This window comes from Pelagimonas varians, from assembly GCF_003208435.1.
GTDB classification, from domain to species: domain Bacteria; phylum Pseudomonadota; class Alphaproteobacteria; order Rhodobacterales; family Rhodobacteraceae; genus Pelagimonas; species Pelagimonas varians.
This window is the reverse complement of record NZ_QKMF01000007.1, coordinates 155,104-173,642: the sequence shown is the minus strand read 5'-3', so window position 1 is coordinate 173,642 and position 18,539 is coordinate 155,104. Positions and strand designations below refer to the sequence as shown.

Genomic DNA, 18,539 nt, shown 5'->3' with positions numbered 1-18,539 from the left:
GTTGGTTAATAGGGGGTTAATTAAAGTTCTGCCTCAAGACATTGAAGAGGCAAAGCGTTCGAACAGATAATAACTGTCTTGCGGACCCGGCGATGCTTCGGGGTGCTGTTGTACTGAGAAAACCGGACGCCCTTCCAGTTTAATCCCGCAGTTGGACCCGTCAAACAACGACACATGAGTTTCAACAACACCCTCTGGCAGGCTTTGGGCATCGACCGCAAACCCGTGGTTCATTGAGGTGATTTCAACTTTGCCGGTGTCGATTTCCTTAACTGGATGGTTCGCACCGTGGTGGCCGTGGTTCATTTTTACCGTTTCAGCCCCAAGCGCCAGTGCAAGCATCTGATGACCCAGACAAATCCCAAAGATAGGCAGCTGAGTGTTGTCCAGCAGTCTGCGGATCATAGGCACAGCATATTTACCGGTCGCAGCGGGGTCGCCCGGTCCGTTGGACAAGAAGACGCCATCCGGATTATGGGACATCACGTCGTCATAAGTCGCTGACGCCGGCAAAACGGTCACGTCGCAGCCGGCAGAAGCAAGACAACGTAAAATGTTGCGTTTGGCACCGTAGTCGATGGCGACAACCTTGTGTTTGGCATCGGTCTGGCGGCTATAGCCTTCTGGCCAAGCCCACCGCATTTCATCCCAGCGGTAGCTTTGGGCGCAGGTGACATCTTTGGCCAAATCCAAACCTTGCAGGCCGGAAAAGGCGCGGGCCTTGGCGACCAAAGCTTCGATGTCAAAAACACCATCGGGATTGTGGGCCAGCGCGGCATGGGGCGCACCTTGTTGACGAATGGCACGGGTCAAGCGCCGTGTGTCGATACCGCCGATTGCGATGCGCCCGCGCGTTGCCAGCCAGTCAGACAGCTCTGAGACGGCGCGCCAGCTTGCGCTTTGTGTGGGCATCCACTTGACGACCATGCCTTCGGCGACGGGATCGCCGGTTTCATCGTCTTCAGGGTTGGTGCCGGTGTTGCCAATATGTGGAAAGGTAAATGTGACGATCTGGCCTGCGTAAGACGGGTCCGTCATGATTTCCTGATAGCCGGTCATTGCGGTGTTGAAACACAATTCAGCTGTGGTTTCGCCAGTGGCACCAAACCCTTGCCCCCAAAAGATGGTTCCGTCGGCAAGCGCTAGGCATGCGGTTGGCTTGGTCTGGGCAGCAGACATGTCTCATCTCCGAGTGTGGGCAAATTGGGCGGAAACTACGGCGCACGGCGGGCAGGGTCAAGGGGGGAACTGAAATGATAAATGCTTCCATTTCAAAGGGTTAGCTTTGCGCTTGTGGTGGTTGCCATGTGCAAGAGCTTGGGATAGGTTTCAGGCTTGTGCTGAACAAGGGGACGGGGACGCTCATGGAATTGCGCGCGCGAGTAATGGCTGCGGTAAAGCAGGCAATGCGAGACAAAGCGACAGCTCGGCTGTCGACACTGCGTTTGATTAGTGCCGCGATCAAAGATCGCGATATTGCCGCCCGTGGTGAGGGCAATGATGAAGGTGTGGACGAAGCGGAAGTGTTGGCAATCCTTGGCAAAATGGTCAAGCAACGCCGCGAAAGCGCCCGCACCTATGAAGAGGGCAATCGCCTTGATCTGGCCGAGCGAGAGCTGGCTGAAATCGAAGTGATCGGTGAATTTCTACCCAAGGCGCTGGATAAAGCTGAAATCGAAAAGGCGGTGGCAGATGCCATCTCTGAAGTCGGTGCAGAATCAATCCGCGACATGGGGCGGGTCATGGGGATTCTCAAAGGCAAATACACAGGCCAAATGGATTTTGGTGCTGTTGGTCCTTTGGTGAAAACCAAACTCTCAAACGGGTAATTCCGGCCTTTAAGGTTGGGGAAACCCCTCGGCGATCTCGGCCAATGTGTCGGGATCGTCAATCGCAAAGCGTTCGACAAAACGGGTTTTGAATCCGACCCGTCCACGCCGCGCCCCAAAATTCTCTCCATGATTAAGAACATAAAGCACTGCTGCCTGAGACAGGGGGGCAAGCTTGTGATCGGCCAAATCCGCGAGATAGGGAAACATGCGATGCTCATGCGCTGTCATGGCCCGCAAAAACGCCGTGCTTTCCGGCATCTCGGGATCATGAGCAAGTGCGGCGCACGACCCGCAGAGTTTCCAAAACGGTTTGCGCAAAGGTTCGCGCAACGTAGGGGCACCTGCCATGGCAATCACACCGGTTGATGCATCCATAACCAAGCCGGTTTCGACCAAGTAGCCGCCGGGCGCTTGGCGGGTCAGCATTTCTGATACCACGCCCTGGCGCAACAAATCATCAGCGTCGAAGGTCATGACGTAGCCGGGCGGCAGCTGCATATAGGGCAGGTGATCACATAGGGCAGCCAGCTTGCGCCATTTGTCATTGCCCGGTTCGGGATCGTCAAACGGCAAATAAGTGATGCGCGGGTCATCCGGCAATTCAGGGCGTTCCTGACAGCACACGACGACATTCCAATGTGGATTGCTTTGTTCCAAAATGCATTGCAACGTTGCGCCCAGCCGGTCGACGACCGCGGGCCAGTCCCCGACATGATGCGGGCCGACCAAGGGAATCAAAAACGTAACTTGCTTGCGCTGCGGCGGTACGTAGTGCGAAGAGGCTGCCCGCAGTTCTAGCGCGGCAATTTCACTTTCGACCGGATTTAGGCGCAAAATCAGATCCGTTAGGCCCGTCGCCGCAGCCATCCGCATCATGGTGCGGTGCGGTTTAGAAGTTGCGGGGGCTTGGGCCATTTTCTACATTCCACATTATAGGGTGGCCATTTGGCGGACCCGATCATTCAGATCAGCGTATAGATCTTTTCGTTCGTCTTCGCTCAGAAAAGCACCAAGCTCAACCTCTCGTCCATTGCCTTTGAGGGTAATATAGTTCGGAACCGGCCCGCTGGTGGGATGCATTGCCAGTTTGACCCAATAAGTTTGGGCTTCCCAAATTTTTGGCTGTGCATTCCTAGGCGAATGGCACAGCCGAATGGTTTCCGGTGTTATGGTCAGAACCTCAAGGGTTTGCCTGTCACGGTTGTTCTTACGCAACGCGTAATACAGCGCCGCGGTTGCCAGCAGAATAAATGGCAAAAGCCCCCAAAACACTTGGGTGCCCAAGACTGCGACCAGCGGCATCGAGGCAAAGCTGAAAAATCCTAAAACCATGACTGCAAAGCCCTTCGCGGACAGGGCGTTATGCGGCCACAGGTGCAGTTCTGCGCGGGGGGGCGATTGGGAGGAGGTGATCCAGTCGTAGGGCATGAGCCTGAAAATAGTCTCTTGAACATAAATGTTAAGGGACAAAGCGCCGCGTCTCCTCCCCCTCCAGGCAGGCTTTATTGCGGAGGTTTGCTCCAATGATTCCCTTTTGCTATCCAGGCGTTGTATTTGTCTTTGTAGCGCTGCAGCTCAGGCCTTGGTAACGGGTTGCGCGGGTCGCCACTCAGGGCATAGCCCATGCCTTCGATGTACCATTTTGGCAGGTTATAGCTGGCTTCGCGGACGCCAAAGCGTTCGTTCTGCAGGTGGTGGATCATTTCATGGCGCACTGTATAGCCGTGCCAACCGTCTTCACGGATCAAAATACCATAGGTGCCCAGTGTTAGTGCTTGGTTATCATCTTCGCCAAACTGGTCGGAGCACGCTTTGGTGCTGCAAAACAATACACGAGGGGGCGCTTTGAACGGTGCTAGATCGGCTTGGATTGAGCGCGAGGCCTGTGCGTAGAGCTGCTGGGCTTCCGTCTTGCGGCTGGTATCATCCAGACAAACGGTTTGGCTGACGCAGGTCAGCCCGTATTTTTCCGGCGCAAGGATACGTCCGGCTTTGTCCGGGGAGCAGGCTGAAATTAGAACGGCGCTGGCGGCCAGCACCGCAGATTTTGCTGGAAAGGAAAATGACATCACAAACCCTTGGTTAAGTTTGCGGTATCATTGTCTTTTGTGAGGACTCTCGCAAGGGGCACCTCGCACATCCGGATTCTTTGTATCTGGAGTTGGCTCGTCGCTCGTTTTCCTGCCTGCCACGCTGTTTCCAGTGTCTGGCACGTTACTCGGACATGTATCGCAGCAACTCCGGCAGGCGCATTGGCGGAGCAAAATAATGACCTTGCAAGCGGTCGCATCCGAGATCGGTCAAAATCCTGGCTTGTTCAAGGGTTTCAACAGCTTCGGCCGTCACCCCCATTTGCAAAGACTGGCCGATCTGCACAATCGAGCGCAGCAAGCGGACCACACCCTCACTTTTTGTGACTTGGGCAACCAGACCGGGTTCAATTTTTAAACGGTCAGGGCTTATGCGCTGCAACGCAACCACCGAGGCCCGTCCACTGCCAAAATCATCGACCTCAATGGCAATGCCTATGTCCCTTAGGCGTTTGAGACGACCGAGGAGCTGGGGGTCCTCTTCTTCAAACAGAACCGATTCAAGAAACTCAAAGCTGATCTGACCAGCATAAGATAAAACATGTTCGCGTATTGAGAGAAGATCATCATCCATTATCCGCTTGGTGCTGACATTGAACGATAGGGCGGGTGGGGCTTTCATGCCGCCAAAAGCGTGTTTACATTCCTGCATGGCCTTTTCAAATATCATCCGGTCCAGATCCGCGGCAATATTCAGGTGTTCGACAACAGGCAAAAATGCGGTTGTCTCCAAGACTCCTTTCTCCGGATGTAGCCACCTCGCAAGGATTTCGATGGCGACTAGCTGGCCGGTGCGGGCATCTGTTTGTGGCAGGTAGAATGGGACAAATTCGTTCTCAGCCATCCCCCGCATGATATCATCCGCCATGGCCTTGTTGCGCTGACCTTTCAATCGATCCACAGAGTCATAAACGCCGATCTGTCCCCGCCCGCGATGTTTGGCTTTGTACAGGGCGATGTCCGAGGTGATCAAAAGCTGGTCAACTGCGACCAGAGGCGTTGTTGCAACGCCAATCGACGCGCCAATCCGGCATTCTTTACCCTGATAAGGTATGGGGCGAGACAGTTCACTCAAAAGGGTATTGGCCAACTGAATGGGCCTCGGGCTGTTTTGGTGGGCATACAGCAAAACAATAAACTCGTCGCCGCCGATGCGGGCAACGAAATCATCAGGATCGACATGGCTTTGAATGCGTTTGGACGTGTCGAGCAAGACTTGATCGCCCGCGGAATGGCCCATTGTGTCGTTGATTTTCTTAAACCGGTCGAGATCGATGTGCAGCGCCGCGATCTCTCCTCCGTCTTCGGTGCGCCGCTGTGCGAGGTCTTCAAGTTTGATTTTGAGCAGCCTGCGGTTGCCCAGACCGGTCAGGTCATCGTGATGCGCAGCATAGGTGGTTTCGCGGTTTGCCTGTTCCAGCTTATGCGCATATTGCTCGACCGCCCGGCGTTGACGGACCAGTTCGGTCGTATCCAGCCGAACAATAACCAGATCGCCATTCTCGACCCGGGATCTGAGCAGGCGATGGTGGATGTCCCCGTCAAGTTCGATGTCTTGGACGGTTTTGGCCATGTCTTCCTTTTGATGTTTATCTGACAACCATTCATCTTCGTGGCCCCTCGCATTGACAATCTTACCGGCTTTAATCGCAACGCGCGCCACTTCCATTCGGTGGATTCCTGGGCGTAGCCCGTCTGGGTCGTCGGTCATCGAGCGGCGATAGGCGTCGTTCCAGACAACAAGGCAATCGTCGGAATCGTATATGACAAAGGGGGAAGGGTAGGCGTTCAGGGCGGCAATCAACCTTGATTGCACTGCTTCGGCCTGTCGCTTTTGCCGGACGAACTCGGTCGAGTTCAGGCGGACCACGACATAGTCACCATTGGTGGACCTTGATCTGAGCAGCCGGTGATGGATATCGCCATCCAGTTCGACGTCTTGATACGATTTGCCCAAGGTTTCGGGAGTCAAAATGGCATCAACCCAGGCCTTTTCATGACCAATGGCATCAGGATAGCGACCGTTTTTAACGGCTAAATACAGAACCTCCTCCAGATGCATCCCCGCTTCAAGGTCTGTGGGCGTATCCGTGACCGACAAGGAGTACCCATGATTCCAGCTGACAAGCCGCAAGTCAGGGCCATAGATAACGATCGGATCAGGGTATGCGTTGAGGGCCGCAAGCAAGCGATCCTGTGACAAGGCTGGTGGTTCCGGCATTGGTGTGGCGGCCATGGCGGTACAGCCGGTTTGATCCGGCTTTGATGAAATTCGAAACGTGGTGCAAACAAGATGGCCTTCACCGTCTTCATTCTCGACGATGATGTCTGAGGTGTTGACCCAAATTCGGGTGCCATTTTTCTGCGTAATTTCTGTGTGTTGGTCGGCGGGGGGAGAGGTGAATTCGCCTCCCTCAACAGAGTCTTTTAGCGAGCTGGAATTTAACAAGCGAAATGAAGTGTGGCTTGCGACATCGTCAAAGTTAAAGCCAAAAAGATCGGTAAATGATTGATTGATATAAATAATGCGTGGCATGCAAGAAACCGACGGCACCTGCCTGACCATGATCGCATCTCTTGAAAGCGCCATGTATTTATTTTTCAGAGTTTCAAAACTCAACGGCACCTCCGAACCAACTCACTTGATTGTAGAGTAGCGACGTTAACCAAACATTTACATGAAATTAACTTGAACTAACTTTCTGGTTTCGGATGGTTCGGTAAATGTCCCGAACTAGGAGACTTCGACTCATTTCCGTTTGGGGGGCACTCGGGTCTCGTGCCGACTGGCTAAGGCAACCCACATGCGTGTTGAGGCGGAGCAGGGCGCAGGACGCGCCACGCAATCCGGGCGCCGAGTACCGATGAGGCAATAAAAAAGGCCCCGCAAATGCGAGGCCTTTTTCCTTGGTTTGGATCAAACCGTCTAGTGAGACGGAGCTTTGTCCCAGTCTTCTTGCTTTGGCAGCTGCTCGAACGTGTGCTCTGGCGGCGGCGAAGGCAGGGTCCATTCCAGAGTATCTGCATACTCGTTCCAAGGATTGTTCTCGGTCACTTTGGCACCCGAACGCAGGGCCATAATGATGATCGCGAAGAACAAGAGGAATGATGCAAACGACAAGAATGCGCCCAAAGAAGAGATGTAGTTATAGGATGCAAACGCTTCGGGGTAATCGATGTAACGACGTGGCATACCCTGACGACCCAAGAAGTGCTGTGGGAAGAAGGTCAGGTTTGCACCGATGAAGAACATCCAGAAATGAATGTGCCCCAGTGTTTCGTTGTACATCCGGCCCGCCATCTTGGGGAAGTAGAAGTAAACCCCAGAGAAGATCGCGAATACCGCACCCAGCGACATCACATAGTGGAAGTGAGCAACCACATAGTATGTGTCGTGGTATGCACGGTCGACACCAGCTTGCGACAGGACAACACCGGTTACGCCACCAATGGTGAACAGAACCAGGAAGCCCAAGGCAAACATCATGGGTGTTTTGAATTCAAGCGAACCGCCCCACATTGTGGCAATCCAAGAGAAGACCTTGACCCCGGTTGGCACCGCAATGACCATCGTTGCCAGCATGAAGTAGGACTGCTGCTGCAGGCTCATCCCGACTGTGTACATGTGGTGCGCCCACACAACAAAGCCCAATGCACCAATCGCGATGATCGCCCATACCATTGGCAGGTAGCCAAAGACCGGCTTGCGCGAGAAGGTTGCGATGACGTGGGAAATGATACCAAAGCCCGGCAGGATCACGATGTAAACTTCGGGGTGACCGAAGAACCACAAGATGTGCTGGTACAAGATGGGATCACCGCCGCCTGACGGATCAAAGAAGGTGGTGCCAAAGTTACGGTCGGTCAGCAACATAGTGATCGCGCCGGCCAGAACAGGCAAAGACAACAAGATCAACCAGGATGTGACAAAGATCGACCAGCTGAACAGCGGCACTTTGAACAGGGTCATGCCGGGGGCACGCATGTTCAAGAATGTGGTGATCATGTTAATCGCGCCAAGGATCGAGCTCGCACCCGAAACGTGAACCGCAAAGATCGCCAGATCCATCGAATAGCCGCCTTCATTGGTCGAGAGCGGCGGATAAAGAACCCAACCAACACCGGACCCAAGCTGGCCGTTACCACCGGGCGAAAACACCGAGCAAACAGCCAGTGTTGTACCGGCCACATAAAGCCAGAACGACAGGTTGTTCATACGCGGGAATGCCATGTCCGGAGCACCAATCTGCAACGGCATGAAATAGTTGCCAAAACCGCCGAAAAGCGCCGGAATAACAACAAAGAACATCATCAAGATGCCGTGGCCCGTGATCATCACGTTCCACAAGTGACCGTTTGGCGTACAATCTGCAACGGCGGCAGCGGTCAAACGCCAACCTTCCATACACATGTACTGCACACCGGGCTCCATGAGCTCCATGCGCATGTAAACGGTGAAAATTACTGAAACCAGACCCACAAGGGCCGAGACGATCAGGTACAAAATACCGATGTCTTTATGGTTCGTGGACATAAACCAACGGGTAAAGAAACCCCGGTTGTCCTCATGCTCGTGGCCGTGAATGGCGGCGTCTGCCATATCGTGCCTCCCTTTTGTCCCAACAGTGCGGGCGCGAAGAGAATCCCATCGCGCCCGTAAATTCTATTCATGTTTTAGAAGGTGATCTTTTCGGCGGCAATGGAGGTATTTGACGCAGATCAAACAATTTTGTCGCACCCTGACGCCGCAAACCGGAAAAAGTCGGTTTTTGCCGTTTGGGGCAGCGGATTTTGCACCGCCGACCGCTCAATTATTGCGCAGCGGTTTGGGGGTAGAAAGGACGGGCAGGCATTTCAGGCCGAGGGGGCTGGCGTAGGTCAGGAATACCTGACGTGTGGTATTCCTGACTGTCGGATCCAGACGATTGACCCTAGAAAAAACCCAGTTGCCAAACACGGCCCATATTCAGGGCCACTCGGGGGAAATCGACATGGCTTATTTTGATCCAAGTTTTGAACATACGTCAGGTCTACGCGAAAGCCTGTCTGCCTTTTTTACACGTGTATTCGAGACGCCGTTTGACGCACGCCAGCGCCGGCTGGCCGCCGATGTAACCGAGTTGCGGGCATTGTCGGATGCTGAACTGGCCGCAAAAGGGCTGCGCCGCGAGGAAATACTGTTCCACGTCTTTGGCCAGAGGCGCTGAACACAGGCCGAAGCCTCTTTCAATATGTGCGCAGATGCATGCGCGGAAAGTGTCACTGGCTTGCGCAGTCGCTTTGCTTGGTCGCGTGGCCGAACACCTCTTCAAAGCTGTGCCGAAGCGCGACATCAACATCATCCAATGTCACAGGTAAACCCAGATCGACCAAGGACGTGACACCATAATCTGTGATGCCACATGGGACGATGCCCTCAAAATGGCTCAGGTCTGGTTCCACATTGATTGAAATCCCGTGAAAGCTGACCCATTTGCGCAGCCGTATACCGATGGCTGCGATCTTGTCCTCGGCCATCGCACCGGAGGCTGTCTTGGGCTGATCGGGACGTTCGATCCAAACGCCGACCCGTCCATCACGAATATGACCGGTCAGATTAAAGGTCGCCAAGGCCTTGATCACCCAAGCCTCAAGATCACGTACAAAGCACCGCACATCCTTGCCGCGTTTTGACACATCCAGCATGACATAGGCCACCCGCTGTCCGGGCCCGTGATAGGTATATTGGCCCCCGCGTTTGCTGGGGTAGACAGGAAACCGGTCAGGATCCTTCAGATCTTCGATCTTTGCGCTGGTTCCGCCCGTGTAAAGTGGCGGATGTTCCAGCAACCAGATGCATTCTTCGGCCTCACCTGATGCTATTCCAGCGGCACGGGTTTCCATGAATTCAAGAGCGTCCTCATATGAGGTCAACCCATCGCTGATCCGCCACTCTACCATGTCCGCGCCTTTTGCCGATGTCACTACAGATGGACATAAGGCAAGGGCAGGGGATTTGCTATATCGCGAACTGGTAAAGTGAACGACAGGTTAAACGCAGGGAATCAGCCTTGGGCCATGTTCTTGTCTGCCCAAGCTTTGCATTGATCCCATGTCGCTGGACCAAACAGGATATTTGCATAGCCCTTGGTAGAAAGGATCTGTGATCCAGACCCATAAGTCTGCGAACAGGCGATATTCCATTGTGAATGATCGTCGTACTTTGCACCTACCCAGCACTGTTGTTCTGCGGCGCAGGCCCCCGCTGCCAATGTGAGGCCAGCAGCCAAAATCGCGGTTTTTAGACGTTTCATCGTGTGTCTCCTCCTATGTAAACGTGGTGAATCTAGCATGGGTATCGCTTTTGGAATATGATGCAGGACAAAAGCTGATGCCTATAAAGGCAAAGGGAAGACAGAATGTTTTTTGCAGTCCCGAGCGGTGAATTTGAAATACAGTGATTTTACCCCTTCACATCGGCGGTGTGCTTCGTTAGAGAGCGCTCTACCAAGCCAGGTACAAGTGCGGTCGTGGCGGAATTGGTAGACGCGCAGCGTTGAGGTCGCTGTGGGGTAACACCCGTGGAGGTTCGAGTCCTCTCGACCGCACCATTTACTGAACGTCGATGCGTTCAAGTGAACGAAAACCCCTTAAAAACAAAGCCCTGTTAAGCAAGACAGCATTGCGTTGATTGCCTCTGAGCGTAATTTTGTGCATGTTATTACGCGTAGATTACCCGCGGTGCGTAAAAATGGCTTCGATTACCAAAAGCAAAACTGGATGGCGGGCGCAGGTCGCGCGGCGAGGCATCCGGACCTCAAAACATTTTCCGACTCAGAAAGAGGCCAAGGATTGGGCCACTCGTACCGAGTATGAGATCCTGAATGGCGATAAAATCGCGGCAAAGTCCTTGCTGGCAGGTCTTTTCGATCGATACGCGCGGGAAGTTAGTACCACTAAAAGGGGCGAGCGTTGGGAGGTCATCCGGCTCAAAAGCTTGAGCAAGGACCGGATCGCAAGGATCAAGCTGGAAGACCTCGCTGCCAAGGATTTTGCAGATTGGCGTGATCGCAGATTGAAGGAAGTCGCGCCCGCGAGCGTTATTCGTGAGATGCAGCTGATGTCCTCAGTCTTAAATGTTGCACGTCGGGAATGGGGCATGATCAACAGCAATCCCTTGAGCGACGTCCGCAAGCCACCCAAACCTGCGCCGCGCGATAGACTTCCGACCGAGGATGAAATCGAGCGCATGCATTATTGCGCTGGCGATGATCTGACCAAGGCGACAGCTCGGGCCTATCATGCGTTTCGATTTGCCGTTGCGACGGCAATGCGGGCAGGAGAGATTTGCAACCTCACATGGGATTGTGTTGACCTGGACCGACGCGTCGCTCATCTAAAGCAAACCAAAAACGGCCGTCCCCGAGATGTGCCTTTGTCCTCTCAAGCCGTTTCGCTATTGGAAGCGTTGCCCAAGAATGAGAGAGTGTTTGGGTTGGAACCTCGCCAGCTCGATGCCTTGTTTCGAAAGACGCGCGATCGAGCTGGTGTGGTTGGGTTGACGTTCCATGACAGCCGGCATGCGGCGATCACGGCATTGGCGAAGAAACTGGAAGTTTTGGAACTTGCCCGAATGGTCGGGCATACCGATCTTAAAATGCTGATGGTCTATTATAATGAGAGTGCGGAATCCTTGGCTAAGCGTCTGGGTTAGCCACTAGCTTGTCCTTGCGTTCCAGAGACCCTTCTCTGATCCAGCGCCGGACGGTCCCTTCGGTTTTTCCAACCCGTTTGGCGTATTCAGCCACAGTGATCCACTTTGGGGGCGGGGTGATGTGCGCTGCATCTAGTTTTTGTTCCAAGCGATCAATCTTGTCATGAAGCCGATCGAGGGCTGCTGCGTCTACTGCGATCATCTGCATGATCGATCTCCCATTTGTGATGCCGCTTCAACTGCAGTGCGTTCGCCCAGGTCGGCGAACCATTTTGTTCGGTAGCGCTGTTTGACCTCGACGAGGGCGCGACGGTCGACTTCGATCGCGCCGGCTTTAACAGCCAAGACGCGTTTGGATTTACAAATGTCAAAATGCGGGTGGCTTTGGGGTTGGAACCATTTTCTATCGATGTCGATCGTGTCTGCCATCGTGAGCAGTTCGGCCATGCTATCGGCCAGCATGTGGCACATGACCATGCGGCCTAGTCGGTGCTGCGGTTTGTCGACATAAACGCTCACAGCGGCCACCATGGGCCAAAGCTGTCGTTGGTTGCGTCCACCCAAACTGTCAATTTCCAGATTGCGTAGGGGAGGGCGATGAAAGTCAGCGCCCCGCTTCCGATCAAGATCGCCAGAGTGAACAACCCGCATAGGCTCAATCTGAACCGGGTCAAAATGAAACCTCCAGCATTGCTAATTGAACATTGCGTAAAGCGGTTTGCTGATGCTTCGCGAGCCGGCGGAAATCTGCGACTAGCAAAGCTTCGTCTTTGTTGAACACGTCCGTGTTGGGCGCAGCGCCGTTTTCAATGCCTTCAAAGAAATAGGCGACGGGTTTCTCCAACGTCGCTGCAATGTCCCAAAGGCGGGATGCGCTGACACGGTTCGCGCCGGTTTCGTATTTCTGAATTTGCTGGAACTTGATGCCAACAGTCTCGGCCAGCTGCTGCTGGGTGATCCCTTTGAGCCAACGCTGGTGGCGGATACGTTTTCCAACATGGATGTCAGCCGGGTGGGTCATTGGTCACCGCACTTCGGACCAGTCGTAGGGAGGGACTGAAAGCCGAACTTCTGGCAAAGGAGATTGCGGCGACTGGAAAGGTGGTGGATCTCAGCCGATCCGGCTCGATCCATTGGTGTGCCGTTGATCATACCCGAAAGCCGGTCCATCCGATCGTGCTGGATGCAAGCCGATGTTCCATCTTCCAATAGCTGTCGTTCTTTTGCTCGTAGCCATGCGTCCTGCATTAGGACACGTGGCGGCAGTGGGCCGGTGGTCGGGGCGATTAGCCAGGGGCGGATGTGTTTCGGAATGTAAGTCGAGGGACGTCCGCTGGGGTGGTGGGGGTGTTGCATGTCGATCTCCCATTTGAACCGCGCAATGCCGAAAGGATTACGGTGCTCAGGTAGAACATTGCGATATTCGCAACTTGTACGCAACCTCAAAATTGCGATAATCGCAATTAATTGCCGCTTCAAACCGCTTGCGTTACTTGAACCCGAAAGTTCTGCGCCGGAAGGGTTGTGTAGACTGCCGGGCATGGAACGGGCGGAGAGCTGCCGTTCGCTGCTTGTTGCACCGAGGACCACAAGGCGGACGAAGCCGCCGTCCACATCCGCAACAGCAATGCCTGCTATCGAACGTATGGTCAAAAAACGGTGGTTCTTTCCCAGTTTCTAAATTCTTTGAACAAAACTACCAGAAGTCATCGAGGGTAGAGAAGATTGCCTTTGTCTGTCAGTGCTCATGATCTGCTGATAACCTTAAACTCGAATAGAGCGTCTTATCAAACCGTTGCTACCCTCTATGACCCGAACTACGCATTTGCTATCAATAAATTATTGAACTGGTTAAGCCCATGACGGCGGTGTGTTTTTTTTGGAGGAACGCGAAGGTGGCAATATCGGATGAGGACAGCGCAAGAGCGTGGCTGAAAACCCAATCGCACCCGGCATCGGTTGCGTTTTCGGCACGTGCAGCGTTGCGGGCTCTTCCAAGGTTGGGTGATGAAAGCGTAAATGAGATTTCCAAGCTTTTGTGGCGTGTTTTCCGGTCTTTAATAATCTCCACCGTTGCAGCGGCGGAGGTTTTGGATGGAGAAGAAGATTTCCTTAATTCCGCCTTCTACTCAACGGCGGCGGATACGTGGTCAGCATTCGCTGACGCCGTATTCTCTGCACATTACTCCGCTCTTGGCGAAAACAACCCGGAAATCGCAGCGGGTGTGTTGAGCTCATCTGTGCTGTTGCGAGCTGCGGGCTACGATGACGACGATGAGGCGGACAAAGAGATGGTGGATTGGAGCGAACTCGCCTACCGCCAAGCAGAATCGGACGCCAGGTTCCTTGAAAATGGTCCTCCCGCACAGTTGTTTCAGCAACCGCTTTGGCTGAGCGCGTCTATGCCGGTAACTTTGGCAACCAGCTACGACAAATTGACAGCGTACCGTTCGAGCCAAAACGAGCAGTGGGGAGATTTCCTTAATTTCTTTCTCGAGTGGTACTCTGGAATGTTGGACGGGCAGCCAATGTCTTGGGATTTGCAGCGGCGGGTGGCTCTAATCGACGACGCAATCTGGGAAATCGGACCCGAGGCCGTAGCCGAGGAAATTGCGAAGATCCGTGCCAAATTCGACCTTGAGAAGCGCGTTGAAGAGCTTGAGGCTGAACTGCGCCGCGCCACTGTCAACCGGCACGGCATTGGTGGCAACATGCCGCCCGAACGCCTTCACGATGGGCCTATCGCGCAGGAACTGGGTATCGTTCGGCAGCCATTGGAAGACCTCAAAGACGAAATCGCCAAAGACGATCCTGACCCAATACGCCTTCAAAAGATCATCGAGGCGCTGGTCATGGCCTTCAAAAAAGGCTTCGCTTGGTGTCTGAAGAAAGGCGATATGATCGTCGATACCGCGATTAAGTGGGCAGTCCCCACGGTCGGAACGGGCTACCTCGCGCTCAACCCAGAGAAACTCGAAGCCGTGATAGAAGCTGTGAAGAGATTGCTTGGTGCCCTTTGATGCCAAACGAACAGAAACCCCAATCACCCGCATTGTCCGCATTCCGGCCATTAACCTCGGGTCAAAACAGCCAGCCATAAACCCTTGGATAAACCCAGTTTGATTTTGTCACCTTTTTTGACCTCGTCCGAAGACTGGACATTCGACATAGAGCGGCGATTTCGTAGGAATGGGCTCTTTCCTGCCGTTATCTAAGTTTCGAGGTCGGTGAGAACCTTCTCGACAGCGTCTTCTATTTGAAACGCATCGCACTCGAGGCCCCAATCCATTTTCACACGAGTAGTCACTTTGGAAACGAGCCGAGGACGCGTTAGATCTTGGTTATTTCGCTCCAATCGGATTTGCATGACGGCCCACCGCACTGTGTCAGAAAGAGATAGGGATTCAGCAACCATTTCGTCTATCTGACGCAGGCAAACACGTAGGAGGTTCATGATCCCAAAGCCAAGCTCCGGTGTAAGGTCGGTGGTTGGGAGGGACTTGAACTCTACCCCGTGGAGGCCGGTCACCCCGTTATCCCAGAAGGAATTCAGCGGTGTGCCATAGGATCTGACATAGGTCTCGAATGCATGAGTAGGTTTATCGTTAACGTGCGCGTAATGGTTTCGCAAATACCGAAAATAGCCCAAAGTGCGAAAATAGTTGATGGCAGGAGGCTTACTTTGCCACCGTTCAATCTTTCGACGCAATTGTTCTTCATCCGCATCTTCGCGAATAGTTTCTCCTTTTTCGGCAACCAGATCTTGACGGAGATCTTGCACGTCCTGGATATAAGCAAGAACATGTTCGACAGATGCAACGACGCCGGTCTGAAGAGCGACTATCTGAGCATCACGCGAAAGCGCGGGAAGTTCCTGAGCTCGTCGATGTATCGCTTTCGCGTAAGGATTGTTGTCGAAAATTTCCGTTGAGAAAATCTCCGGGTGGTCCTTCGCAAAAGTCTCGAGTCGTTTCGCTGAATCCCACTGCTGTAGAGCGGCGAAGCAAATCTGGTCGTTCACGCGAATGAGCTGCTTCGTAAAACGGGCCGCGAGCGGTGTCTTCCTCATCGTGCAATACTCTCAGTTTATGTAGGTCACGTCCCATACCCATGAAAATGCTTCGCAACCAGAGAAACATCGACGTCTGGCTCTTTGTCAGGCTTTCGCCGGGTTTATGGTTTACAAAACGGACATTCACGTATTGCGCAGCATTCAGCACTTTTGGCAGTGGTTTCAACGGGTCGAACCTGACGTTCGCCGCGATTCGCGCGAAGGTCCGGTTTGGGCCGGGCGCGTCGGTGTTGTTGGGCCCTTGGTGCGAGAATGCTACGACCGATCTAATGGCGGCAGTGAGCCGGTTGTGACCGATGCTTCAAATTGCGCGAACAGCAGCTTTGCTAAGTTGTACGTCCGCATGGGATGGATAATGCTAAGTTCGTGATCCTACGGTGGGGGTTAGATGAAGTTTGAACTCATTTTCGAAAATGTCTGCTAAAACCGGAAACCGCTCAGGCAATTGGTAGATATCCGTTTCAAACCTAATTTTTCCTTCGGTCCACCGACACAGATGAAGTGAACCTGTTCTTGCACTGTTGCTTTCCCAATGGTTTTTCATCCGACCGTAGAGATTTCCTCTAACCTTGCCTACATAGAAGACCTCATTCGGGCTGGCGTGCTCGGTGATGCCGGTTAGGTTGTACTTATCCTCCCGACCATCTGTAGCATGGTGGCTATCTCGGAATGTTCTAAACATTTTCAAAGCCTCCACCGGATTACCTTCTACTATCCTAAAGACATAGACTGCGGGTATAGATGACCTTATTTTTCTCGATTCCTCTGGGCCGGAAATCACCAATGGCTTTAGATCCTGACATTTAGCGATATTTTCTTTCATTTCATCCAAGAATTCCCAATTCAATAGTTCATTCTCCAAAATACCCTTTTGACGTCACTCACCATGCACTCCCGCCAGTGTTCTCCGTAACCGCAACAGCTTCAACGTACTATTTGTCCAGAAAGTGGTTTAACGCCGCGCCAAGGACCGCTTATCCTCCCAAAGCGGTCATTATGGCATCCGCAGCGAAAGCTGACTATGTCTGCAGACTGTGAGTTTGACCAAGCTCAAATTTTGCAGACGCGGCGAATGTCAGGAATGCGGGCTGCGACCGCAGCATTGGGGTGACACGGCCAACGGCTGGTTTGGGCCGTTCGCTTCATCGCTTGAAATTGGAAGTTGGCACCCAGTTTCCGAACTCGTCAGTGGCGGCGATCAATGGCGTCAATGTTACTTCCGGCCCAAGGCCGTCATTCCGCGCCCGGTCTGGATTCCGCGACAGCAGTCCGCATTGCAGACATTCGCCGCGCGAGCAAAGTAAACCTCTACGTATTGAAGCGTCGGGTAAACGATCACTTTGAGATCTCGCACCCTTTCCATGTATTACATTGGTCAACATTGGCAGCACCGCAGCATTTTCCGCATCAAGCCACTTATTCCTTCGCAAACGGGGGCTTAGATTTCACCTTCGTGAACGAGTTTAGGACCCGAAACGGTGCGCCCCGCCAAACTAGTTCGTCATCTACCTGCCGAAAGTGGGTCGCTGCGGGCATCAGGTTCTCATCTGGCCATGGAATAAGGGCATTCGGATTGTGATAAACCTCAAGCTCATCTGCCCAGTTTTCCTTGTACTCACCATTCTCAATGTTCAGGTCGAATGGAATTCCTTCAAGAGCTCCGGGCTCAGGATTAGAAAGTGTGCCGGTTCTTCTAACCGCAACTGTTGGGTCTCCAAATCCTGCAAGAGTTCCCATGCGAGTGAACTTTGCTTTTGTACCCGCATTTGAAAAGATCACAGCCGAAACATTCTCGCTACTAGGCTGAGCGAAGAAATTCGCTGGAATTGATTTCTTGCCCTTGATATGCGCTTGAAGCGGTTTCGCCATCGCGACCGGCTGCCCGTCAGGACCCAGGACCTTCTCAACACTGGTTCCGTACAGATAGATTGAAAGCGCAGTATGGGACCAGATCATGGAACCCGGCGCGTGGAAATCGGCAATGGCAAGAGCAAATGGATTGCCCTTCACATGCTCCTTCTCCCAATAAGATTTCTGCATCTTTGAATAGAGCGGCGAACCAAAGATGATCGGCATGTCGTTTTCGATGAACTTCCAGAAATCGTCCGGCCTTGGTGTAGGGCCAGCCGTCAAGTCCACAACCTTTTTGCCACGGGCGTTCGCAGTGACCGCTTCGACAAACAATTTCTGGCCATCTAGTTCCAAAGCAAAGTCGGGAATCGCGACCGCTTGGTCAACTTTCATGTCTAACGCATGAAACACCCTAAATAGGTACAGCTCCCAAAGACGCGCGTCCGTACCGGCTGTTTGAAACTCTCTTACAAAATTACCGTCTCCATCAACGAACCAATGGGCGATCTCCTGGAGCTGTCGTTTCGCTGCCTGCGAATGCTTCGTATCCCTGATGTTGACGAAGACAGGGCTCAATTCTCCGTCATGACTTGTTGTGAAAAGATCGACGCCCGGCTTTCCCTCGCCGGCGGGACAGACCAGATCGGTAGTCCTCTCTTCAATTTCCTTGAGTTTCTGACAAATAGAGGCCTCACCCTCCCGCAAAGTTCGGAACGGGACCAATGGTCCGTAAGGGACAAACCTGTGTTGATCGTTTCGCAGGCACAGCCTCCCTAAGTAACTATCAGCTTTCTCTACATAAAAAAGCGCTGCCAAGGCGTCTGAGCCGTGTGTCGACCAGTATGCGACCTCGCTCCAGTTCTCTTCGGCACCCGAGCCTCTGAATCCAAATGTAAACTCATCAAATCTTTCTTTTGTGATCCGCGTGGGCATTCAATATCTCTTTGATTCAAAAGGAGTTAAGTAACACTACTTATGGTTTTCAAAAGCCGAAGCCTCTT

At 53.2% G+C, this 18,539-nt stretch carries 19 protein-coding genes and 1 tRNA gene; 5 read left to right on the top strand and 15 right to left on the bottom strand.

Translation table 11 applies throughout. The features are described 5' to 3' along the window. Window positions 1-33: 33 nt before the first annotated feature. Window positions 34-1,179 carry a glutamine-hydrolyzing carbamoyl-phosphate synthase small subunit gene (gene carA / locus C8N36_RS11705; protein ID WP_097804523.1) on the bottom strand — a complete coding sequence of 382 codons (1,146 nt, stop codon included), beginning with the start codon at window positions 1,177-1,179 and terminating at the stop codon, window positions 34-36. A gap of 185 nt (window positions 1,180-1,364) precedes the next feature. Between carA and C8N36_RS11700 the strand changes: the two genes are divergently transcribed. Then, entirely contained in the window at window positions 1,365-1,829 is a 465-nt protein-coding gene (locus C8N36_RS11700) for a GatB/YqeY domain-containing protein (RefSeq protein WP_097804524.1), read from the top strand. Window positions 1,830-1,838: 9 nt separating this feature from the next. On the opposite strand, the gene C8N36_RS11695 is transcribed toward C8N36_RS11700, so the two are convergent. From C8N36_RS11695 to ctaD, 5 genes are all read right to left on the bottom strand, one after another. Further along, window positions 1,839-2,747, bottom strand: coding sequence for a hypothetical protein (locus tag C8N36_RS11695; protein WP_097804525.1), 909 nt, complete (start codon window positions 2,745-2,747; stop codon window positions 1,839-1,841). 15 nt (window positions 2,748-2,762) lie between these two features. Further along, the gene (locus C8N36_RS11690) at window positions 2,763-3,302 is read right to left on the bottom strand and encodes a DUF2244 domain-containing protein (protein WP_306456913.1); all 540 of its coding nucleotides are present in this window, start codon (window positions 3,300-3,302) and stop codon (window positions 2,763-2,765) included. 32 nt (window positions 3,303-3,334) lie between these two features. Next, window positions 3,335-3,901, bottom strand: a complete 567-nt coding sequence (locus C8N36_RS11685; protein ID WP_097804527.1) for a hypothetical protein — start codon at window positions 3,899-3,901, stop codon at window positions 3,335-3,337. Between the two features lie 145 nt (window positions 3,902-4,046). After that, a complete protein-coding gene (locus C8N36_RS11680; RefSeq protein ID WP_245910796.1) occupies window positions 4,047-6,458 on the bottom strand; it encodes an EAL domain-containing protein in 2,412 nt (803 codons plus the stop codon). Between the two features lie 390 nt (window positions 6,459-6,848). Next, on the bottom strand, window positions 6,849-8,522 hold the full coding sequence (ctaD, locus tag C8N36_RS11675) for a cytochrome c oxidase subunit I (RefSeq protein WP_097804528.1): 1,674 nt from the start codon (window positions 8,520-8,522) through the stop codon (window positions 6,849-6,851). A 391-nt stretch (window positions 8,523-8,913) separates the two neighbouring features. Here ctaD and C8N36_RS11665 point away from each other — a divergent pair, with 391 nt between their 5' ends. After that, a complete protein-coding gene (locus C8N36_RS11665) occupies window positions 8,914-9,129 on the top strand; it encodes a hypothetical protein (RefSeq protein ID WP_097804530.1) in 216 nt (71 codons plus the stop codon). A 52-nt stretch (window positions 9,130-9,181) separates the two neighbouring features. Here C8N36_RS11665 and lipB read toward each other — a convergent pair whose 3' ends face one another. Both lipB and C8N36_RS11655 read right to left on the bottom strand, forming a co-directional pair. Then, entirely contained in the window at window positions 9,182-9,886 is a 705-nt protein-coding gene (gene lipB, locus C8N36_RS11660; protein WP_097804531.1) for a lipoyl(octanoyl) transferase LipB, read from the bottom strand. An 80-nt stretch (window positions 9,887-9,966) separates the two neighbouring features. Then, window positions 9,967-10,215: a hypothetical protein gene (locus C8N36_RS11655; RefSeq protein ID WP_097804532.1), complete on the bottom strand. Its 249-nt coding sequence runs from the start codon at window positions 10,213-10,215 to the stop codon at window positions 9,967-9,969. Between the two features lie 210 nt (window positions 10,216-10,425). Between C8N36_RS11655 and C8N36_RS11650 the strand changes: the two genes are divergently transcribed. Then, a tRNA-Leu gene (locus tag C8N36_RS11650) sits at window positions 10,426-10,512 on the top strand. 140 nt (window positions 10,513-10,652) lie between these two features. Beyond that, the gene (locus C8N36_RS11645) at window positions 10,653-11,615 is read left to right on the top strand and encodes a tyrosine-type recombinase/integrase (protein WP_097804533.1); all 963 of its coding nucleotides are present in this window, start codon (window positions 10,653-10,655) and stop codon (window positions 11,613-11,615) included. On the opposite strand, the gene C8N36_RS11640 is transcribed toward C8N36_RS11645, so the two are convergent. From C8N36_RS11640 to C8N36_RS11630, 4 genes are read right to left on the bottom strand one after another with little or no spacing between them, the layout of a single operon-like run. Continuing rightward, the gene (locus C8N36_RS11640) at window positions 11,599-11,823 is read right to left on the bottom strand and encodes a hypothetical protein (RefSeq protein ID WP_097804534.1); all 225 of its coding nucleotides are present in this window, start codon (window positions 11,821-11,823) and stop codon (window positions 11,599-11,601) included. The genes C8N36_RS11645 and C8N36_RS11640 overlap by 17 nt on opposite strands. Further along, window positions 11,814-12,146 carry a DUF4031 domain-containing protein gene (locus tag C8N36_RS11635; RefSeq protein WP_211318240.1) on the bottom strand — a complete coding sequence of 111 codons (333 nt, stop codon included), beginning with the start codon at window positions 12,144-12,146 and terminating at the stop codon, window positions 11,814-11,816. The genes C8N36_RS11640 and C8N36_RS11635 overlap by 10 nt, the downstream gene beginning before the upstream one ends. Continuing rightward, window positions 12,131-12,289, bottom strand: a complete 159-nt coding sequence (locus tag C8N36_RS24165) for a hypothetical protein (RefSeq protein ID WP_170125863.1) — start codon at window positions 12,287-12,289, stop codon at window positions 12,131-12,133. The genes C8N36_RS11635 and C8N36_RS24165 overlap by 16 nt, the downstream gene beginning before the upstream one ends. Then, window positions 12,286-12,636 carry a helix-turn-helix domain-containing protein gene (locus C8N36_RS11630; protein ID WP_097804535.1) on the bottom strand — a complete coding sequence of 117 codons (351 nt, stop codon included), beginning with the start codon at window positions 12,634-12,636 and terminating at the stop codon, window positions 12,286-12,288. Before C8N36_RS11630 ends, C8N36_RS24165 begins: the two co-directional genes overlap by 4 nt. A gap of 1,069 nt (window positions 12,637-13,705) precedes the next feature. Here C8N36_RS11630 and C8N36_RS11625 point away from each other — a divergent pair. Further along, the gene (locus C8N36_RS11625; protein ID WP_141468039.1) at window positions 13,706-14,635 is read left to right on the top strand and encodes a hypothetical protein; all 930 of its coding nucleotides are present in this window, start codon (window positions 13,706-13,708) and stop codon (window positions 14,633-14,635) included. 191 nt (window positions 14,636-14,826) lie between these two features. Here C8N36_RS11625 and C8N36_RS11620 read toward each other — a convergent pair whose 3' ends face one another. The 3 genes from C8N36_RS11620 to C8N36_RS11605 all read right to left on the bottom strand — a co-directional run bounded on the left by C8N36_RS11620 (window position 14,827) and on the right by C8N36_RS11605 (window position 18,471). Next, on the bottom strand, window positions 14,827-15,684 hold the full coding sequence (locus C8N36_RS11620; protein ID WP_097804538.1) for a hypothetical protein: 858 nt from the start codon (window positions 15,682-15,684) through the stop codon (window positions 14,827-14,829). A gap of 361 nt (window positions 15,685-16,045) precedes the next feature. Further along, window positions 16,046-16,534 carry a hypothetical protein gene (locus C8N36_RS11610; RefSeq protein ID WP_146227654.1) on the bottom strand — a complete coding sequence of 163 codons (489 nt, stop codon included), beginning with the start codon at window positions 16,532-16,534 and terminating at the stop codon, window positions 16,046-16,048. Window positions 16,535-17,103: 569 nt separating this feature from the next. Beyond that, window positions 17,104-18,471 (bottom strand): hypothetical protein, encoded by a 1,368-nt coding sequence (locus C8N36_RS11605; protein ID WP_097804541.1) that lies wholly within the window; start codon window positions 18,469-18,471, stop codon window positions 17,104-17,106. Window positions 18,472-18,539: the final 68 nt, after the last annotated feature.